The 20,563-nt window shown below is 38.8% G+C and carries 21 protein-coding genes and 2 riboswitches; of the genes, 14 read left to right on the top strand and 7 right to left on the bottom strand.

The window, feature by feature from the left end; all coding sequences use genetic code 11:
• Positions 1-15 precede the first annotated feature (15 nt).
• Together cphA and HU823_RS13115 are read right to left on the bottom strand one after the other, a co-directional pair.
• Positions 16-2,643 (bottom strand): cyanophycin synthetase, encoded by a 2,628-nt coding sequence (gene cphA / locus HU823_RS13110; RefSeq protein ID WP_197222381.1) that lies wholly within the window; start codon positions 2,641-2,643, stop codon positions 16-18.
• A gap of 15 nt (positions 2,644-2,658) precedes the next feature.
• Positions 2,659-3,453: a cyanophycinase gene (locus HU823_RS13115; protein WP_066392448.1), complete on the bottom strand. Its 795-nt coding sequence runs from the start codon at positions 3,451-3,453 to the stop codon at positions 2,659-2,661.
• A 271-nt stretch (positions 3,454-3,724) separates the two neighbouring features.
• Here HU823_RS13115 and HU823_RS13120 point away from each other — a divergent pair, with 271 nt between their 5' ends.
• The 4 genes from HU823_RS13120 (at position 3,725) to HU823_RS13135 (ending at position 5,569) form a co-directional block, all read left to right on the top strand.
• Positions 3,725-4,219, top strand: coding sequence for a competence protein ComK (locus HU823_RS13120; RefSeq protein ID WP_197222382.1), 495 nt, complete (start codon positions 3,725-3,727; stop codon positions 4,217-4,219).
• A gap of 132 nt (positions 4,220-4,351) precedes the next feature.
• A complete protein-coding gene (locus HU823_RS13125; RefSeq protein ID WP_144701618.1) occupies positions 4,352-4,672 on the top strand; it encodes a hypothetical protein in 321 nt (106 codons plus the stop codon).
• Positions 4,673-4,756: 84 nt separating this feature from the next.
• Entirely contained in the window at positions 4,757-5,038 is a 282-nt protein-coding gene (locus HU823_RS13130) for a hypothetical protein (protein ID WP_066392454.1), read from the top strand.
• Positions 5,039-5,095: 57 nt separating this feature from the next.
• On the top strand, positions 5,096-5,569 hold the full coding sequence (locus HU823_RS13135) for a hypothetical protein (RefSeq protein WP_231607452.1): 474 nt from the start codon (positions 5,096-5,098) through the stop codon (positions 5,567-5,569).
• A gap of 41 nt (positions 5,570-5,610) precedes the next feature.
• Here HU823_RS13135 and HU823_RS13140 read toward each other — a convergent pair whose 3' ends face one another.
• From HU823_RS13140 to HU823_RS13155, 4 genes are all read right to left on the bottom strand, one after another.
• On the bottom strand, positions 5,611-7,053 hold the full coding sequence (locus tag HU823_RS13140; RefSeq protein ID WP_144701615.1) for a sodium:solute symporter: 1,443 nt from the start codon (positions 7,051-7,053) through the stop codon (positions 5,611-5,613).
• Between the two features lie 42 nt (positions 7,054-7,095).
• Positions 7,096-8,433 (bottom strand): aspartate aminotransferase family protein, encoded by a 1,338-nt coding sequence (locus tag HU823_RS13145; RefSeq protein ID WP_197222605.1) that lies wholly within the window; start codon positions 8,431-8,433, stop codon positions 7,096-7,098.
• Between the two features lie 90 nt (positions 8,434-8,523).
• Entirely contained in the window at positions 8,524-9,900 is a 1,377-nt protein-coding gene (locus tag HU823_RS13150; protein ID WP_144701609.1) for a sigma-54 interaction domain-containing protein, read from the bottom strand.
• Between the two features lie 216 nt (positions 9,901-10,116).
• On the bottom strand, positions 10,117-10,539 hold the full coding sequence (locus tag HU823_RS13155; protein ID WP_137790096.1) for an organic hydroperoxide resistance protein: 423 nt from the start codon (positions 10,537-10,539) through the stop codon (positions 10,117-10,119).
• A 157-nt stretch (positions 10,540-10,696) separates the two neighbouring features.
• Between HU823_RS13155 and HU823_RS13160 the strand changes: the two genes are divergently transcribed.
• On the top strand, positions 10,697-11,137 hold the full coding sequence (locus HU823_RS13160) for a MarR family winged helix-turn-helix transcriptional regulator (protein ID WP_197222383.1): 441 nt from the start codon (positions 10,697-10,699) through the stop codon (positions 11,135-11,137).
• Between the two features lie 147 nt (positions 11,138-11,284).
• On the opposite strand, the gene HU823_RS13165 is transcribed toward HU823_RS13160, so the two are convergent.
• A complete protein-coding gene (locus HU823_RS13165; RefSeq protein WP_197222384.1) occupies positions 11,285-12,469 on the bottom strand; it encodes a DHH family phosphoesterase in 1,185 nt (394 codons plus the stop codon).
• A 243-nt stretch (positions 12,470-12,712) separates the two neighbouring features.
• On the opposite strand from HU823_RS13165, the gene HU823_RS13170 reads away from it, so the two are divergent.
• From HU823_RS13170 to kdpC, 9 genes are all read left to right on the top strand, one after another.
• Complete coding sequence (locus HU823_RS13170) at positions 12,713-13,996, top strand: MFS transporter (protein ID WP_197222385.1); 1,284 nt, start codon at positions 12,713-12,715, stop codon at positions 13,994-13,996.
• A gap of 51 nt (positions 13,997-14,047) precedes the next feature.
• Positions 14,048-14,296 carry a hypothetical protein gene (locus tag HU823_RS13175; protein WP_144701597.1) on the top strand — a complete coding sequence of 83 codons (249 nt, stop codon included), beginning with the start codon at positions 14,048-14,050 and terminating at the stop codon, positions 14,294-14,296.
• A 287-nt stretch (positions 14,297-14,583) separates the two neighbouring features.
• A riboswitch (cyclic di-AMP (ydaO/yuaA leader) is annotated at positions 14,584-14,724 on the top strand.
• Between the two features lie 51 nt (positions 14,725-14,775).
• Positions 14,776-14,930: riboswitch (cyclic di-AMP (ydaO/yuaA leader) on the top strand.
• Positions 14,931-15,042: 112 nt separating this feature from the next.
• On the top strand, positions 15,043-15,456 hold the full coding sequence (locus HU823_RS13180) for a hypothetical protein (protein WP_197222386.1): 414 nt from the start codon (positions 15,043-15,045) through the stop codon (positions 15,454-15,456).
• 23 nt (positions 15,457-15,479) lie between these two features.
• Entirely contained in the window at positions 15,480-15,617 is a 138-nt protein-coding gene (locus HU823_RS13185) for a hypothetical protein (protein WP_186320564.1), read from the top strand.
• Between the two features lie 70 nt (positions 15,618-15,687).
• Positions 15,688-15,960, top strand: a complete 273-nt coding sequence (locus tag HU823_RS13190) for an HPr family phosphocarrier protein (RefSeq protein ID WP_144701591.1) — start codon at positions 15,688-15,690, stop codon at positions 15,958-15,960.
• A gap of 141 nt (positions 15,961-16,101) precedes the next feature.
• Positions 16,102-16,167 (top strand): K(+)-transporting ATPase subunit F, encoded by a 66-nt coding sequence (gene kdpF, locus HU823_RS22310; RefSeq protein ID WP_370630109.1) that lies wholly within the window; start codon positions 16,102-16,104, stop codon positions 16,165-16,167.
• 49 nt (positions 16,168-16,216) lie between these two features.
• Complete coding sequence (gene kdpA, locus HU823_RS13200) at positions 16,217-17,896, top strand: potassium-transporting ATPase subunit KdpA (RefSeq protein WP_197222387.1); 1,680 nt, start codon at positions 16,217-16,219, stop codon at positions 17,894-17,896.
• 21 nt (positions 17,897-17,917) lie between these two features.
• Entirely contained in the window at positions 17,918-19,945 is a 2,028-nt protein-coding gene (gene kdpB / locus HU823_RS13205) for a potassium-transporting ATPase subunit KdpB (RefSeq protein WP_197222388.1), read from the top strand.
• Between the two features lie 17 nt (positions 19,946-19,962).
• A complete protein-coding gene (gene kdpC / locus HU823_RS13210; protein ID WP_231607453.1) occupies positions 19,963-20,529 on the top strand; it encodes a potassium-transporting ATPase subunit KdpC in 567 nt (188 codons plus the stop codon).
• The last annotated feature ends 34 nt before the right edge of the window (positions 20,530-20,563 follow it).

Genomic DNA, 20,563 nt, shown 5'->3' on the forward strand with positions numbered 1-20,563 from the left:
GGGAACTGCTTTTTCTTATTCTGCTTTCTGCAGTACGCCTACAGCTTTTGAATTTCTAATTTTCTGCAGGATACCTTGAATAGACGTGTATTCGTCATAGAGGAAGACAAGTGTGTCACCAGGCTCGGAGCACTCCCATGCCTGTATCAAAGCTTCAGCTTCCTTAGGATATACAGAAACGGATGTAATGCCTTCAGCTTCTTTTACACCCATATAAAGGTGATGAACCGTTTCACCTGGAATTCGTCCCCTTAGGTTTACATCTTCTTTTATAATAAAAATATCTGAGTGAGTACCAAATATTCGACCCATCTCTTGTATCGTTTGGTCTTGTCTGTCTCCAGCTGCTGAACCCACTGTTATCACGCGGCCACTCTTTAGATGATCCACCGTTTCAAAGAGTGCCTTCAAACCAGCAGGGTTATGCGCATAATCTACCACAATCGTGCGATCATGAATGTTTAAAACGTTGAAGCGACCTCTGTTTTGATTTTCCGAAGAAAGAAAAGTGATCACTTTGCTTCGTAACTCAGACAAAGGTCTTCCTAATGAATGAGCAGCTGCAAGAGCGCCAAGGACATTCGCGATATTGTGTCGGGCAGCACCATTAATCGTAATCGGAATGTGTGATACTGGAAGAAATCTTTCTGATTTACCATTCTCGTTGAATACAACCCAGTCATCTTCTAGATACCAAACTTTTAATCCTTGCTTTAACTGATCTTGAATAACTGGATTATTTACCGAAAGGGAGAAGAAAATTACTTCGCCATTCGTATGATTCGCCATATCAACACATCGTGAATCGTCAGCGTTCAATACACATGTACCTTCTGGAAGAACAACTTCAGCAACCGTCTGCTTCAGTTTTTTTAAATCTACTAATGTTTCTACGCCATTCAACCCAAGATGATCTTCACTAACGTTGGTTACGATTCCAACGTCACAATAGCGAAACGCAAGGCCTTCACGCAACATTCCACCTCGAGCAGTCTCTAACACAGCGATATCTACAGAAGGATGAGCCAGAACTTTGCGCGCACTTCTTGGTCCGCTGCAATCTCCTGCGTCCAGTTGCTGATCACCTACCCAAACACCATCAGAACACGTATATCCAACCGTTATGTTTTCTTTCTGTAAAAGATGTGAAACAAGACGAGTGGTCGTCGTTTTGCCGTTTGTGCCTGTTACCGCAACAACAGGTACCGCAGCTTCCTCACGAGAAGCAAACAGATAGTCGACGATGGCTCCACCTGCATCTCTCTTTTTCCCTTGCGATGGATGAAGATGCATACGGATGCCAGGAGCTGCATTCACTTCAAGAATGGCAGCTTCACCTTCAACAAAAGGAACCGTAACATCTGGCGACAGAATATCAATTCCTGCAATATCAAGACCAACTGCTTCTGCCGCTTCAATAGCCATGTTACGATAATCAGGATGAACATCATCTGTCACATCGATTGCCGAACCGCCTGTAGACAGGTTTGCGTTACCTAATACTTCTAAAGATTCTCCTTTGTTTAATACGGATTGAAGGGAATAGCCACTTTTCTCAAGATGAACGACCGTACGTTCATCTAAAGGAATCTTGCTCATCGCTTTTTCATGACCATCACCACGTAATGGATTTAAGTTTTCTTCATCAATGAGTTCAGCTATCGTCTTATAGCCGTCACCGATTACAAATGGCGGAAGACGAAGACTTGCTGCAACTAACTCTTTATTTACGACGAAAAAACGGTAATCATTGCCTGCATAATATCGTTCTAGAATATATGAAGTACCTTCGCTGAACACACAGCGGAAAGCAGCAATTAAGTCAGTGTCATTTTGAATATTTGTTATGATGTTCTGTCCCTGTCTGCCGTTAAGCGGTTTAATGACAAGCGGGTAACCAATATTTTCAGCTGACTGAAGCAGCTCATATTCATTGGAAACAACATCACCTTTAGGAACTGGGAGACCAGCACCTCTTACTAATGTTTTGGTCATATCTTTATCACAAGAATTTTCTACTGCTAAATAAGACGTTTGGGAGGATATGGTCGCCTGGACCGATTTTTGCTTTTTACCCGTTCCAATTCTTAAATAGCTGTTTGTTCCGATACGTTCTACTGGAATCTTTCTTTTTCGTGCAGCTTCATAGATGGCTTCCGTACTCGGACCTAGTTTATGTAGATGATACAGGTCAGAGGTATGGGTGATGTAAGAATCAGCACTAATTTGTCTCCCATCTAAGATAGCGGTTACAATTTCAAGAGCAGCTTCAAATGCGTAAAATCCTGATTTTGGTTCCGCATAATCATACGTTACAAAGTAAATTCCTTTTCGTTCACTTGTAATCGTTTTGCCACGTTTGACTGAGATGCCAGCAAGATGTTGGATCTCAAGTGCAATATGCTCTAAAATATGTCCAATCCATGTTCCTTCATGAAGGCGTTCTACGAATCCACCTGCATAACCCCTTGAACAAGTATGTGTGTGAAGGGAAGGGATGACTTTTAATAATGTATCTATAAACCCGGGTATTGTGTTAGAGGGTTTTTCTTCGAATTCTTCTATATCAAGCTCAATCCATATAGTAGGTTTAAAGCTGTAAAGGTTCGGTCCCGTTAAGTAATTGACGCGGTTGATTTTCATTAAGACGTTCTCTCCTTAAGTGATGATTAATTCTCGTTTGTATAAGTCAAATACAGCACCCGCTCCAAGTGTATGGAAACGGATATCGGAAATCGTCATATTTCCTTTATTCTCAGCAATATCTACATACGTCGATGTCTTGCCATCAAATATGCTCACGTTGTATTCACCGATCACCTCAAACTGCTTGCCGTCGTTATGAACCCAGATTGCAGTGTTTTCATCGATACCGATGCCAATGATCTGAGGGTTTAACGCGATAGCACGCATGAGACGACTAAACCGATCACGCTGAGAAAAGTGCTGATCAATAATTACGTCTTCTAAAAATCCAAAGCCTGAACCTAACTCAAGTATAGAAACATCTTCTTTTTCAAACAGCTTTGATGAGATAATCATCAATCTGCTCATAACAGCAGCACCGGCACTCGTTCCACCGATGATCAAACCGTCTTGCCATTCTCGAAAGAGGTGTTTATAAAAGGATGTGCCACCTAAAATACTTGTTAGTCTTAATTGGTCGCCCCCTGTCATGAAAAGACCAGACAGAGAAGAAAGTTGTTCGGGTAATTCAGGGTCTTCCGCTTTTTCACGGGAATCTAAATGGAAAAGCAGTGGCTTAGTACCATGTAAGGTTTGAAACAGTTGATAATATTCACTGCCTACTTCTTCCGGATAGCCGGATGCTGTTGTCAGGATTCCTATCGGACCTTGACGATTTTTACATAGTGCAGAGAATCTGGATAAGATTATTTTCTTTTCGCTCTTGTCCTCATTGCCACCAATGATCAGCAGATCACCTTTTGCCATCTTTCATCAGCCTCTTATTCATTAAGTAGTAGGAAAAACAGGTCGAAATAATCGTCCATTTCGCCCTGTTATGTATTCCACGATTCGCTAGTATTCAAACCTATTTGAGGAATTATTTTACTGTTTATTTAAATAGTTAAAATTTTTGTAAAATTATATAGATTCTTGTCAAAACAATTAGTATAATTTACCTATTGGGAGTATTTTACTTTCTATTTTTCCAAGGGGAGGAGTTAAGGGTCATTTAACAATATAAAGGGAGGATGTATAAATGGAAAAAACATTACTTCTTCGATCCTACGAAATTAATACGAGTACTATGGCACTCTTACCGTTTTATAACGAATATGGAGAGGTTCAAACCGAAATTTTAGAAAGCGAAAAAAACGAAAGAGTTGCACTCAGCCCCATAAAAATTATTAACGAGAGCTGTTTGTTTTTTGGATCTAGCTATGAAGGCAGGCGTGAAGCAGTTCGTCGGTCTATGGGCTATGTGAGTTTATCCCCGATCATGATCAACCTCGAACTAGGCATTTTCTTTTTTCCTGTAGAATCTCCTAAGAATGAAACGTGCATCTGGTTATCCCAATCGCATGTTCAACGAATAGATTCCATAGATTCTGACACGTGCAGTGTCCACTTTAAAAATACCGCTAATTTAATTTTACCCCAATCTAAATATGCATTAGAGGCGAAATTGTTCCGAACTGCACAATACAGATATATCTTTAGCGAACGAGTAAATGAACGAATGATGAGATATTGAATAAAGTAGAATAATAGATACGAACACGCCCGATGCAAACTTGTACGGGCGTGTTTTGATTGGTTAAATGCCCCTTGAAAATTTGGAACTTTATTCCTAATTATTCGTATAACATTTTGAGGAGGAGATATCATGAAACATTTTATTAGCTGTATCGTTACCGTTTTCTTATTGTTTGTTATTAACTATGTGGTTGCAAATCTATTAGGAGTGGCGTTTATTGATACTTCATTATTTGTTGGTTTGATTTTTGCTCTCACGATTCGATTTTTCACTTCAAAAGGTGGACTTTCATCAAACATGGTTCGCATGCAGGCGCAAGCTATGACAGGAATCAAGATTGAAGAAGAAAAAGCAACGTTCAAACCAAGTTATCCTTATTATACGGCTGTTATTTATACCCTCGTTTCTTTCATCTCCATATTAGTTTATTACAAAGATTATTTTATTTAGTAGATAGTTGATTTTTGAAGGGAAAATGGCAACAATGGATATTGAACTTCTTTTGAAGAATTTAAACAGGAGTGTGTCCATACATTGAATCTGCGTTTTGGTCGTTTATCATTATGGTTTTGTATAGCGGGAATTCTACTTGCTGGCTGGCCGTTCATCGTTCGAGATGATGTAGCTCAACAAGTTGCTATCTTTCTTTTTAGTGGAATCATGTTGTATTTTATCGGTGTCATCTTTAGCGTTATAGCAATTGTGAAGAAAGAAGCTGGAAAAGCTAAGTTTTTTGGGTTGTTTTTTATCTTGTTCATGGCTTTGATCTCTATATTCGGTCTGCTGTTGTTATCGTTTGGAATCGGTGGAAAATAAGAGAGAATGTAACTTTGGTACCCTTTGTTACGTCAAGTATTAAAAAAGGGAGCAGTTATGAGAAAAATCATCTTAACTTTAACTATAGCTCTACTAGTACTTGTTGGTTGTTCAAAAGACTCTAATGGTGAAATGCTTGGAAAAAAGCCACCAACTGCTTTTGCTGTCATTGGAAATGAAAAACACGTAATGAAGCTTGGTTCTTATTGCTGGAAATCAAACTTTTCAAGTATATGTGTAGATTCAGCAGGTCCCATTGAACTTGTTTCTAACGAAAAACCGATTCAAGTAAGATCAGGAGCCGAAATTTCATTTGCGATGAAAGGTGATTCCAAGCCAAACGAATATCATCTATCACAATTTCATGAGGAAAATGAACGGAAAATAGATGTAAGAACAAATACGTTTATAGCACCGGATACACTGGGTACTTACGTTTACGGATATAGCGTTTGGTGGATGTCTGAGGAAAAAGAAAATGTTTCTGATGGAGATGCACTTTATGCATTTGCTATTGAAGTTGTTGAATAATAATGAGAAAAGCCTCTCCCTCGGGAAAGGCTTTTCTATATTTAAGCTTGTTTTCTTCCTTCTTCTACTTCTTCAAGTACAACCTCTTCATCAAACGGTGTATCAAATTCAGTAGAGATTGGTGCAGTGAATAAGGAAATTCCTATTATACTAACCAGTCCAGCAGACATTCCATAAAGAATAGGGTTTGTTGCTGTGAGTCCTTCAATAAATAGCCCTGCTAGTACAACAACCGTAGAAATTAAAATGGCATAGAATCCTGAATTAGGAGTCGCTCGTTTCCAAAAGAACGTCATAACGAGTGGGATGAAGATGGCTCCCGATAGAATCGCATAAGCTACATCAAGTGCAACGAGTACATCTTGAATCCATATGGAAAAAGTAATCGCGATTAAACCAATAACAAGTGTTGTGAGTCTTGATGCTTTAATCATTTGTTTGTCGCTAGGAGATTTCAAGAAATATTGTTTTAAGATGTCGTTCGTAATCAGAGTAGAAGAGGCAAGTAACGAACCTGATGCCGTTGACATAAGTGCTGAACACACACTTGCAAGTACAAGACCTAATATTCCTGTAGGTAAAATGGTAAGTGCCATCTCTGCAAACGTGTTCTGTGGATTATCCAAGGCAGGTAGCACTATGAATGCACACATTCCGATAATGCTTCCAGCAATCGCGTATGCAAAACTATAAACTCCTGCAAAAATCGATCCATTTCTAGCTATCTTACTAGATTTTGCTGTGAAGACACGTTGCCAGATGTCTTGTGATACAACCATACCGAGCGCAAACAACAAAAAGTATTGGAAGATCTGCTGATAACCGATCCCTGTGAAATCTAAGTGAGATTGGGGAAGTTTTGTTAATAGATTTCCTATACCATCTACCTTTGAAAGACTCATAGGAACCATAATGAAGAAGATACCAACCGTCATTACGATGAATTGAATAATATCCGTGACTGTAACACTCCACATTCCGCCAAGGATTGTGTAGAAGAGGACGATCCCTCCTCCAACTAACATGGAAGTCGTTAAGCTCCAGCCTAACAGTACATTAATAATCGTCCCCATCCCGATCACTTGGGTAACTGCGATCATCAAAGTATATATAGAAGCCACGATGGCACTTAACAGACGTGTTTCGGATTTGTACCGTTTTCCTAATAATTCACTGATCGTTGTGACTTTTAGTGAATCAATCTTTTTAATAAATATAGTACCTAAAAGAATAATGCCTAAACCAATCATAGATACAAACCAAATACCGGAAATTCCGAATTGATAACCTAGCTTTGTCGTTCCGATCGTAGCTGCACCTCCTAAGATGACGGCAGACAAACAACCAAGATACATAAACATACCAAGGTTGCGTCCTGCTAATGTGAAATCTTCAGAAGTCTTCGCTTTAGTAGAGCCAATGATCCCTGCTCCAATCAATACGGCAAAATACAAAAGAATAATAACTGTATCAAAAGTTTGCATAATAAAAAACCTCCTTTTTAGTGTAATTCTTTAACTAAGCGTTTACGCGTTTTGGTAATTCTTTGATAATTGAGCATGAACCTCAACCAAATACTCTGTAAGTGACTCTTCAAGGACAGCAAGACCTTGATCGATTTGATCTTGGTTGATCGTAAGAGGAGGAATCATTCTGATAACCTCACCATGATTTCCGCAAAGATAAAAAAGAACGCCTTTTTCTAAACACTTGTCTAGAATATTTATGAGTGCTTGACCATCTGGTTTGCCTGTAAAAGGATCGATAATTTCAATTCCAATCATAAGTCCTACTGAACGAATGCTCCCGATTAACGGAGTACGCTCTTGAAGTTCTTTCAATTTTGCACATGCATAATTTCCCATGTTTTTTGAGTTTTCGATTAGTTTTTCTTTAGTTAGGACTTCAATTGTAGCGAGCGCCGCTTCGCATGCGATCGGATTTCCACCAAATGTTGTCCCGTGACTGCCGAGAGGCCATTGCTGCATGAGTTCTTTAGAAGCAACTGTGGCACTTAGTGGCAATCCAGAAGCAATACCTTTTGCGATAGCCATGATGTCTGGCGTAACTCCGAACGTTTGAGCAGCGAACCATTCACCTGTTCTTCCGAATCCCGTCTGAACTTCATCGAAAATCAGCAAGATGCCATGTCTGTCACAAACTTCTCTGATCTTCTTCAGCCAGCCACTCGGTGGAACGATATAGCCTCCTTCACCTAGAACAGGTTCTACAATCATACAGGCGACTTCTTCAGGTGTTACTTGATGATTAAACAGTGTTTCAAAATCTTTCTCAAGCTTCTCGATGACATAGTTTTCTGAATCTACTCCACTAGGTGCGCTCTTTACATCTGCATAGGGAACTTGATAGGCAAGGCCGTTCGGCTGAAGAAACTTACGATATTTACTTTTGGATGTTGTCACGCTCAACGCACCTAGAGATCGACCATGAAAGCATCCGGTAAAAGAAATCACATACGGTCTTTTTGTGACATGCTTGGCGAGTTTCAGAGCCCCTTCAATTGCTTCTGTTCCGCTGTTGGCGAAAAAGAAACAATCCAAATCACCTGGCAGAACAAGAGCTAGTTCCTTTGACAGCTTCAAGATTGACTCATACATGATGACTCCAGATGGTCCATGCATGAGGTGATCTGCTGCATCTTTGATAGCTTGGACCACTTTTGGATGACGATGTCCGGTATTTGCCGTTGCGATACCAGAAGTAAAATCAAGATATTGCTTTCCATCCAATCCATAATAGTAGCAGCCCTCTGCTTTTACGACGGGTAGGTTCGGATGATCTTTTGCCATACTTGGCGCTAATAGGTTTGGCATTTCGCTAACAAGGTTGCTCCAGTTGTTCATTGACACGTGTATTACCTCCTAGATATTCCATACTCATGTTGTATAAATAATTTCTATATAGAATATCCATGCAAGGATCATGCCAAAAAACTAAATTATCTGATATTTTTTCATTTTTCTTACGATTGAAGGCTGACTAGTGCCGAGTGCTTCTGCCATCCGTATGGTCGTTCTATATTTCTTTCTAGCTGCTAATAAAATCTGTTTCTCTCTATCATCCAACATCTGTTTAAGTGTTTGTTCGGTATGAATAGACGGAGAGGGAATTGATGCACCTTCTTTTACATGATCCGGAAGGTGCTCGTCCGTAATAAGAGTGGTAGGAGAGAGTACCACTAATCGTTCCATGATGTTGATCAGTTCCCGTACATTTCCTCTCCATTCATAATGCAGAAGATGATGAATGACAGCTTCATCTAATCTTTTATTCTTGTTATATTTTTCTTCGAATTGCTGTAAGAGCATATGTATAAGTGGTACGATATCTTCGGTTCTCTTCCTGAGTGGGGGAATCGTTACAGGTACAACGTTTAAACGAAAATAGAGATCTTCGCGAAACTGTTTCTCATGGATCGCCTTCTGCAAATCTTTGTTTGTAGCTGAGATCAAACGGAAATCTACTTTGATTGGTTTCGTTCCTCCAACACGATAAAACTGTTTTTCTTGTATGACTTTTAAAACCTTAACTTGGTGCTGAAGGGGAAGTTCACCGATCTCATCTAAGAAAAGTGTGCCTCCGTTCGATAGTTCAATAAGGCCGACTTTGCCTTTTTGATGCGCACCTGTAAAAGCCCCAGGTTCATAACCGAATAATTCTGCTTCAAATAATGAATCTGGAATAGCACCACAGTTAACCTCAATAAATGGCCCTTTTGAACGATGACTTCGATTGTGGATAAATTTAGCTAACAATGATTTCCCGACACCAGATTCTCCTAAGATGAGTGCATTCACATCTACTTCAGACAACTGAAGTGCTGTTGAAACTGCTTTTTTCATATCTTCACTTTTAGCGATGATTCCAGCATCATGAAGTTGTTTGCTTCTTAATAGACCTAGCTCTGTTTTTACGCGTTGCATTTCTTCTTCCATAGCAAACAAAAACTCTTTATATTGAGCGAGTTCTGTAATGTCGTGTGAATAGCTCACAATTCTATATAGTTCGCCTTGTTCGTTATATACAGGAATCCCTGTAACAAGCAGTTTTTTTCCTTTATTTGTTGTTTGTACAAACGTGATTTTTTTATTTTCTTTTACAACCATTGGTGTGAGAATCGGTGTGAATAACCCTTGAGCTTCTAAATCATATACAGATTTTCCAATCAAGCTGTCTGATTCAACTCCGTAAATCTTTCCTGTAGCCTCACTCACCTTAAGAATAATACCTTCTACATTAGTTACTAAGATGTCGTCTTTTAAAGAATGAAGAATCTGTTCATTTTCATTCCAATCTTTTGATTGACTCAAGTTAATCAGTCCTTTGGCAACAGAATAAGCTATTCAATTCTGAATAATTATTTATTTATGAATAATTATACGACTACTTATTTTGATTAGATATAGGAACAAAGAATTTTTTTAAAAAAGAAATTAGGAGGTAATACGGCCCTAAGAAGTGAAAAGGGGTAAGAAGGGAAGATACAAATAAAAAAGGGCCATTCGATTGGCCCTTTTAGTCTTTCATTATAAAAGTTCAGTTTTTAATTCAACGTCAATGTTACCGCTTGTTGCTTTAGAATAAGGACAAACACCGTGAGCAGTCTTTACTAATTCCTCAGCTTCTTCTTGTGATACTCCATTAACCCCAACGTTTAGAACTACAGCAAGCTTAAACCCGCCATCGGTATCTTTCCCTATGGAAACTTCAGCCGTCACTTTTGATTCAATTCGTTTTTTGCTTTGACGTGCAACTAAGTTTAGTGCTGAATCAAAGCAAGCTGCATATCCTGCTGCAAATAGTTGCTCAGGGTTTGTTGCGTTCTCGCTTCCTGATCCACCAAGCGCTTTTGGCATAGCTAATTCATGATTTAAAACACCATTATCACTCTTAACCGTACCTGCTCTTCCACCTTCAGCTGTTGCTTTTGCTGTGTATAATGCTTCCATTCAAAACACTCCTTTGTTTGTGTAAAATTTAATTGTGTACAACTAAATAACTCGTAATCATCATAACGTATCCTTTTTGTAGAGTCAAACAATTTAATTGGGTAAAACTAAATTGTGCTATAATGCAAGTACCCTTTACAAAAAGAAAGGAAACATCATGAAAAGTGAAACCTTAAAATTAGAAAATCAAATATGTTTTAAAATTTATACAGCGGAACGTGAGATCACAAAGCTTTATCGAGAGTTGTTAAAAGAACTCAACGTCACATATCCACAATACTTAGTTTTGCTTCTATTATGGGAAAAACATTCATTATCTGTAAAAGAATTAGGGCAAAGATTATTTTTAGATTCAGGGACCCTTACTCCCATGTTAAAGCGCATGGAGATGAATGGTCTCGTTGAAAGAAAAAGATCAGAACAAGATGAGCGAAGTGTGATCGTGTCTGTAACGGAAAAAGGAAATGCTTTAAAAGAAAAAGCAGAGTGTATTCCAAATCAGCTTGTTGATAATATTCCGATGGGAAAAGAGGAACTCTCAACATTGAATGAAACGTTGACAAGTATGTTAGAGCAGTTGCAGAATCATTCCAAATGATAGAAGAAAAGACGCTTAGAGTTATTCTAAGCGTCTTTTCTTAACCAGATCTCCTATACAGGAGGGCAGTACTCTAGGTTTTCGGTGTCAATGTGAACGCGGTATGTAAATAAAAATACCTTGGCTGTAAAAGCCAAGGTATAAAGGTTAGTTATTGTTATTTGCTTCATCATCACGCATCAGCCAACCCTCAAAGTGGCGCTTGACGTAATTTTCCGCATCTTGATAGCTTTCAAATGTTTCTTCAACTGGATGAGTCTTATGAGTGATCACCCATGTTTGGTTATCTTCAGAATAAATCTTAGATACTTCACGGTGATTGTTCACATATAAGCTGCCATCAGGATTTTCCTTCACGTTGTGCTCGTTCTTTGGTGCATCGATTCGTCTAGGCTGTTCATGGAATGCAGCAACAACAAACTTTTCAAATGCTTCAGAAGTCATGTTTCCACCAGAAGCTTTAGGGTGCCCGCCGCCACCATACTGCTTCGCATAAATGGAGCAATCCACTTCATCATGAATGGTACGAAGACCGATTCGTTTGTTTGCGATATTTAGGATCACGATCAAGTCTAAATGAGGATTTTCACGATTGATCTCGTTTCCAAGCTCAGAGTGATAGCGTTCAGCATGTAGAATCCCAATCTTATACGTTTTCTCTTCAGATTCCTCCCCTAAAGACCAAGTATCCCAGATCTCGACCATCTGACGTTGTTTCTTTTTGATGTAATCTGCGATGTTTTCTTCTTCTAGATCGAGAATCGTTGTTTCTGTTTCTGAGAATTGAAAGGTATCACCTTTTAAACGATCCATGATCTGATCTTCAAATTTATCAGGAGGTAGGATAAAGAATAAGTCGTTCAAACGCTTAGCTTCAACCTTCTGGTCAAACCATTCCCACGTATCATATAAACGGACAAGCTCTACATATTCATCGAGTGCACCTGTTGGTTTAAGCTTATTGTTCTCGATCAAGTATTCGTAGAAAAGGGAAGTGGCACATGTTAAACGGTCATCGTCATAACGAACTTGAACATGCCCCCAGTCAAAGCCATTGAAATGAAGCGCTGTTGCATGATGATCGATCAGCTTCACTTTTCCGCCAGCATTCGAGCGTTCATCAAGCCTCATCATTAATTCTTCATTGACCGCAATATCGGTAATGATAATTTCTGTTTTTCTCTCTTTCGGATTATCGAGCAGCATCTCTACACGATCGTTAATCGTTCCGTGTGAACAATACGAAATTTTACAATTGTCTCCAAATGCTAGTTGTGCTAAATAACCGCACGATTTTCCGTCTAAATCATTGTGTGAAAATAAATGAATCATGTCAGTATCCTCTCTATTATGCTCTCTGTCTAGAGTATCGTCATAAAGCATAAAGTTCAACCTTTAAAAAAATTTACTATATCGTAGCATCGCTTTTATTCAAAGTATGATCATATTTCACCGTTATCAATAGAGAGAATATGCATAATCCCTCATATGAAAAGCTATAAAAATACATTTACAATGAATGGAATTAGGTGGAAAATGATTAAGTGGTTAATTATGTAAAATGGAGGTCTTGATGTGAAGGAATTTCTGAAAGTGTTTCAGAATAAAAACTTCAGAAAGTTGTTTTTTGCTGGTTTTACTTCAATGATGGGAAGTATCATTGGTGTTACAGCTTTTATGTTTTATTTGCTAGATAAGTTCGGTGAACAGCCGTTTTATGCAACCCTTGCCGAATTGATGTATTCTCTACCAACGCTAGCTGTTTTCTTTCTTGTAGGAGTGTTAGCTGATCGTATGGATCGTCAGAAGATCGCCCTCTATTGTGATTGGATTTGCGCAGTGTTGTGCCTCTTGTTGATGGGTGCGATTTGGCTGGATTGGATGCCTCTGATCTTTGTGATTCTATTCTTAAGGAGTGCAGTGGGGAAATTCTTTCATCCGGCTGACCAAGCTATGGTTCAAGGCGTCCTTACGAAAGAAGAATATGCAATTGCGGCCGGATTAAATCAAATGGTAGGCAGTTTGTTTATGCTATTTGGAAACATGATTGCTATTTTTATCTATTGGAGTGTAGGAATACAGGGAGCCATTGCATTCGATCTTCTTACATATGTTTTATCTGCACTGTTCATTATGAGTATGAAAGTAAATGAAGATGTACGTCTACCGAACGGACCACACTCGTTCAAAGATATACGAGTAAAGATGGTATGGAAGGATTTTGTTGCAGGATTTGTTTACATCAAACGATCTAAACTTCTGCTTTCGTTAATTTTTGGTTTTTTCTTGTTTGGCATAGTAAATGGCGGGTTGTCAGTTATGCCGGCATTTATCATGAAATACAAATTAGCACCAGATAATTATGAGCAAATGATGATGTGGATGGGTGTTGTGTTTGGTGTGTCTATACTTTCAGGCAGTGTTTTATGTTCGATGCTCGCTAAAAAGATTAGACTTTCCTATGCCATTGTTCTCGGTCTATTCGTTAGTGGAATATCTCTTGGTTTATGCGCAATAGCACCAAATGTATGGTCATTCTTTATTTTAACGGGATTGGCTGGGTTTAGCATTCCATTGATCAATATCGGTATCGGGGGCTGGTTACCTAAAATCGTAGACTCTAAAATGATGGGACGTGTCCAAGGATGGATCTCACCGATCAATATGTTGTCTCATACGATGACTCTCGGTTTAATCGCAGTGCTCTTCCCGAAAGTTTTAACTGTGGAAATGCTGTTTTGGGTAATTGGAGGATGTCTGATTGTGGTTGGACTCTTCTATATGTTAACTCTACCTAAGTATGATATGGATGAAGATGAAAACAAAAAAGAGCTGCAATTAGAAAAAGTACCAGGTTAAAGGTGGAGATTATGGCGAACCCCTTTTATAATGAAAAGCGGAGGGGAAGTCATGGCAACATTTCAAAACGTACTATTCTGGATCTTTTTAATCTTACCGATCATTCTTTTCTTTGTAGCGATTGCAAGAACTTCATGGGTTTTAATGCTCGTAAACCTGTTCTTAGCTCTGCCGATCATTTGGTTTGTGAGCTGGGTTACAGAAAGTTATGGAGCTGTCTTCGTTGTAATTGCAATCCATTTGTTCACAGGAGTATGGCTCTGGACGAAAAGACAGAGATTGGATTTCAGATCTTTTTAACAAAACTAAGCAAAGTTCAATTTGCTTAGTTTTTTTTATGAGTTATTATGATTAAAACTTTGTATTTATCAATTTAATTTATTAGAATATTACAACTATTAATTTATTTAAAAAACACCGTAAATAAAAGATAATAAAAGAAATTAGATGATTTGTTTGCTATTTATGAAATAAAAGGTTGTATTTTTATTATTTTCAAGTGAAATATAAATATTTTGGAGTTTTTAGTTCGTTTACAACGAACTAAAGCAGGAGTAATATATTTCTTATCGTAAAACTTTAAAATTTTTCCATGACCGCTGAATCCATTTTTGGAACGGAGGAACCATCGGCAGTTTTTTATTGCCTGGGGTGAAACTTATTAAGTCGGGCGACTTCTGCCGTCCGAACCCGTCAGCTAACTTCGTAAGCGTGGTAGGAGAGGGAAGGTGAACATTAACAAAGAGTAATGACAACTTAAAATATGATATTTATATCATGCGTCTTTATCGCTTAATTCCTAAAACTTTTAGGAAGCGGGGGAACCAATCGCAGGCTATCTTGTCTGCATGGGGTGAATCTCGAGAGATCGAGTAGGGCTACTCTCAAGCCCGAATCCGTCAGCTAACTCCGTAAGCGTTCAGAGAGAGGCAACAAATTTCGTGTATTCACACGCTTATTCAAGTATGTGTAGAAGCCGCGAGAAGAGTTCCTCTTCCGCAGGCTTCTTTTTTGTTGCCTTTTTTTTCGAAATGGAGGATGTAACGATGGGGAAATCATCCGGGAACGTGCTCATTATGTTTCCAGATCAAGTTTCAGATGTATTTATTTCAAAACTAAGATTATGTGACGACTATCAATCTCTTGTTCTCTGTGTTCCTAACCGAAATGAAGCAGATAGACTCTCACAAGTTGGTTTTCAACATGTATATGTCATGAATTATGGTGACAAGCGTAAATTCATCGAAATGGTAGGTCCTTTTGTTCAAAAGATTATTGTTGTTGAATCAGGATTTTTAGAATGCTGTCAAACGATTGAACTCATTCGCAGCATCTATAACATACCTGTTTATGTCATCAAATCAGACACACGGTATGTTTCCAGAGTTTATAAGGAATTAGGTGCTGATTACGTGATCTATAACAAAACCGGAAATATTCAATTCTTACTTTCTTCATAAAAAATGAGCGGAGGAATTCATTTATGAGATTGAGTCCAAACGAAATTGAACAGATTTTGTTAAAAGCGAAAAGAGATCAATTGAATGCTTATTATGCAAGTGTGATTCAACATAGTCTCTCAAAATGGGTCATACAAAACGCGCTTAGAAGTAAAGGTTAAACAATTTAAGAGGGGACTAAATCATAAAAGTTCCCTCTGTATTTCAAACCAATGATAGGCAGGGAAAAACATGGGGACAGAGTCAGTTGTTTTATTGCCAAAACGGTTATCGATCGGACAGATCAATGAATTTGTCAATGCTGCTGGTTCTTTTGAAAGTGAGATCCTTTTCTTTTATCAAGGCATACAGATTAATGCGAAAGGATTGCTCTCTGTTAATCTATTCTTTTTGTCGCATTATTCTAAAAATCTGGATGAACCGATCACACTTAGAGTGGAAGGTTCTGACGCACAAGATGCGATTAAAGATTTGTCACATATGCTATCAAGTTTTTATGAGTAGTGTACTAGTTAGTTAGGAGGAAGTTGCATTGTTAGATCTTTATATGGTTTTAACTCTAATCGTTTCATTTTTGGTTTATTTTAATTTTATTTACTGGTGTGATCGAGTTGTTGGAGGAGACGAGAAAAAATGATAATAACGATGATTGCGACAGGTGGCGTGTTTTTGTACTTAGTATACGCATTGATTAATCCTGAAAAATTTTAAGGTAACTAATTAACATACATTTGAAGATTTACTTAGGAGGAACAAGGTAATGGGCGTTTTGCAAATGGTAATCGTGATTCTTTTACTGCTTCTGATCGTGAAACCACTAGGAAGCTATATCTATCACGTATTTTCCAACAAATCTAACAAAACAGATAAAGTGTTTGCTGGAATTGAAAAAATCATTTATTCAATATCTGGAATAAAAGAAAGACCAGGCATGACATGGAAAAAGTATACGATGTCATTATTATTAACGAACATTGTCCTGGTCGCAGTCGGCTATGTCATTTTAAGACTTCAAAAGTGGCTTCCATTAAACCCTAGCCAAATTGACAACATGGAATCGACGCTGTCCTTTAATACGATTGTCAGTTTTATGACGAATACAAACCTGCAGCATTATAGTGGAGAAACAGGACTATCTTACTTTTCTCAAATGTCTGTCATCATGATGATGATGTTTACTTCTGCAGTGACTGGAATCATTGTAGCAATTGCATTTATTCGTGGTATTACAAGCAAAGGTACAACGATTGGTAACTTTTTTGAAGACTTTGTAAAAGGCCATACTCGTTTACTTATTCCAATGGCTGTTGTCGTCACCCTCGTTTTAGTTGGATTAAAAGTTCCACAAACGTTAGATGGTACGATTCAGATTACAACTTTAGAAGGAGAGAAGCAGGAAATCGCAACAGGGCCAGTGGCTTCGCTCGTTTCTATTAAACACTTAGGTACGAACGGTGGGGGGTTCTTTGGAGTGAACTCAGCACATCCTTTTGAGAATCCTAGTCCGTTAACTAATGTGATCGAAATACTATCAATGTGGTGTATACCTGCTGCATTAACATACACGTATGGACGATTTGCTAAAAATCAAAAACAAGGCTGGGTTATTTTCGGTGCGATGGCTATTCTCTTTATTGCGTTCTTATCTTTAATCTATATTTCCGAAAGTAACGGAAATCCAGCAATGAATGCTATCGGTCTTAGTTCAGAACAAGGAAGCATGGAAGGAAAAGAAGTTCGTTTTGGAATGGCTCAATCTGCACTGTTTAGCACAGTAACGACAGCTGCTACAACAGGAACGGTTAATAACATGCATGATACCTTGACTCCCCTTGGTGGAATTACACCATTGTCACTTATGATGTTAAATACAGTGTTTGGTGGAGATGGAGTAGGTTTAGTGAACATGCTCATGTATGCGATCATCGGAGTGTTCATCTGCGGTCTGATGGTTGGGCGTACACCAGAATTTTTAGGCCGTAAAATAGAGCCAAGAGAAATGAAACTTATAACGATAGCGCTTCTTGCACACCCGTTGATCATATTGGGTCCGACTGCCTTAGCTTTTATGACAGAGCTTGGAAAAGGGGCGATAAGCAACCCGGGATTCCATGGTATTTCACAAGTTCTCTATGAGTATACTTCTGCTGCAGCAAATAACGGCTCAGGCTTTGAGGGTCTTGGAGACAATACGCCGTTTTGGAATATCTCAACAGGACTTGTCATGCTACTTGGCAGGTACGTTTCCATCATCGCTTTGCTCGCTGTAGCAGGGTCTCTTGTAAAAAAACAACCTGTTCCTGAAACGATTGGTACGTTTAGAACAGACAACATCCTTTTTGTAGGTATTCTTGTTGGGGCAGTGCTTATTATTGGTGCGTTAACCTTCTTACCCGTAATGGCGCTTGGACCAATAGCTGAATACTTGTCGATCCGTTAATTTAGAGAGGTGCAGATAAAAATGAATCAATCCAAACAGAGTGTTCGTTCTGGCCTCATCAGCCGAGCGATGGTGGAAAGTATAGTGAAGTTAAATCCAATAACGATGATGAAGAATCCGGTTATGTTTGTAGTAGAGATCGGAACATTCCTTGTCTTGCTCATGATGATCATGCCTAAGCAGTTTGATGCTGAAGGTAGATTTGGTTATAACTTATCGGTTTTCTTAATCCTTTTATTCACCATTCTTTTTGCAAATTTTGCAGAAGCCTTAGCAGAAGGTAGAGGAAAAGCGCAAGCCGATAGTTTAAAGAAAACGAAAAAAGGCACGATCGCAAAAAAAGTGGTCAAATCAGGAACGATCAAAGAAGTATCTTCAGAAGATCTTCGTAAAGGAGATATCGTTTTAATCGAGACAGGTGATATGGTTCCGGGTGACGGTGAGATTATCGAAGGGCTTGCGTCCATTGATGAATCTGCTATCACAGGAGAATCAGCACCAGTCATTAAAGAAGCAGGAGGAGATTTTAGTTCTGTAACTGGCGGCACAAAAGTGGTCAGTGACTTCATCAAAGTTAGGATTACCGCAGATCCAGGTGAGTCATTTTTAGATAAGATGATCTCCTTAGTAGAAGGGGCTAAACGTCAAAAGACACCGAACGAGATCGCACTTAACATTTTGCTTGTAACGTTGACGATCATCTTTTTGTTAGTAGTCGTAACGATTGTTCCAATAGCTGATTATGTAGGAGTAAATCTAGAAGTGTCAACACTAATAGCTCTACTCGTCTGTCTCATTCCAACAACAATTGGTGCGTTATTATCAGCGATTGGAATCGCTGGTATGGACCGTGTAACGCGCTTTAACGTATTAGCGATGTCAGGAAAAGCAGTTGAAGCAGCAGGTGATATTAATACCATCATCTTAGATAAGACAGGGACGATCACATTTGGTAACCGTCTAGCTGCAGAATTTATTCCGGTAGGATGGTCTGCAAAGAAAGAATTAACTGAAATGGCAGTCGTAACATCCTTATTTGATGAAACACCGGAGGGAAGATCAGTTTTAGAATTAGCCAAAAACCAAGGTGTTTCTTGGGATGCTTCAGCTTACGATGCAGCTGAAATCGTACCTTTTACAGCAGAAGAACGTATGAGTGGAATTAATTTGAATGGTTTTCATTATCGAAAAGGTGCTGTTGACTCAATCATCAAGTTTGTAGAGAAGCAAGCTGGAGAGATTCCAGAAGATCTGAAAAAGAAAAGTGATGAGATAGCGAAAAAAGGTGGTACTCCGCTTGCCGTTTGTAAGAATGAAAAAATCTATGGAGTAATTTATTTAAAAGACACCGTTAAGCCGGGAATGCGTGAACGTTTTGATGAACTAAGAAAAATGGGAATCAAAACAATCATGTGTACAGGAGATAACCCCTTAACTGCTGCAACCATCGCAAAAGAAGCAGGAGTGGATGATTTTATTGCCGAATCAAAGCCTGAAGATAAGATACGTGTGATCCGTGAAGAACAGGAAAAAGGAAAGCTAGTTGCTATGACTGGAGATGGAACGAACGACGCCCCAGCACTTGCTCAAGCAGATGTAGGACTCGCGATGAACTCGGGAACCATTGCAGCAAAAGAAGCGGCAAACATGGTTGATCTTGATTCAGACCCAACGAAGATCATTGAAGTGGTAGCGATTGGCAAACAGTTGCTCATGACTAGAGGATCTTTGACCACGTTTAGTATTGCAAATGATATTGCGAAGTATTTCGCCATTATACCAGCAATGTTTACAGCTGCTATACCAGAGATGCAGGCTCTCAATGTAATGGGGTTACATTCCCCAACGAGTGCCATTATTTCAGCACTGATCTTTAACGCGATCATCATACCGCTCTTGATTCCACTTGCCATGAAGGGCGTTAAATACGTGCCGATGAGTGCAAACAAATTGTTGTATAAAAACATTGTTATCTATGGAGTGGGAGGAATTGTAGTCCCGTTTATAGGGATTAAGTTGATCGACATGATTGTAAAAGTATTCATGTAACAATGAACGGGAGGATTATGAGTGTGTTTAAAATAATTAGATTGTCACTATTATTGATCGTATTATGCGGTATCGTCTACCCGGTTGCAATGACAGGGCTAGCACAGACGATCTTTCCGTCACAAGCTGATGGAAGTCTTGTGAAAAATAGCGATGGGAAGGTTGTTGGTTCAGAATTAATCGGTCAAAACTATAAGAGTCCGCAATATTTCCAAGGTCGAGTTTCTTCTATAGAAAATAACGGAGCTGCTACAGGATCAAATAACTATGCTCCATCTAATGAAGATATGCTGAAAAGAACAGAGGACTCTATTAAGGTATTGAAAAAAGAAAATCCAGAACTAGATAAAAAAGATATTCCATTAGACCTGATCACAAATTCAGGTTCTGGTCTTGATCCACACATTTCTGTTCGTGCTGCTGAGTTTCAAGCAGAGCGTGTGAGTGAGGAAACCGGCATTAAAAAAGAAGAATTGCTAGCCATGATTAAAGATTCAACAACAAATAGAAGTTTAGGAATCTTCGGTGAACCGCATGTAAACGTCTTGGAATTAAATATGAAAGTTCAAGATGTAATGGAATAGGTTGATGAACCTCGGTCTATAATTGGCCGGGGTA

Origin of the sequence: Fictibacillus sp. 18YEL24, assembly GCF_015903855.1 — a bacterium.
In the GTDB taxonomy this organism is placed as follows: domain Bacteria; phylum Bacillota; class Bacilli; order Bacillales; family Fictibacillaceae; genus Fictibacillus; species Fictibacillus phosphorivorans_C.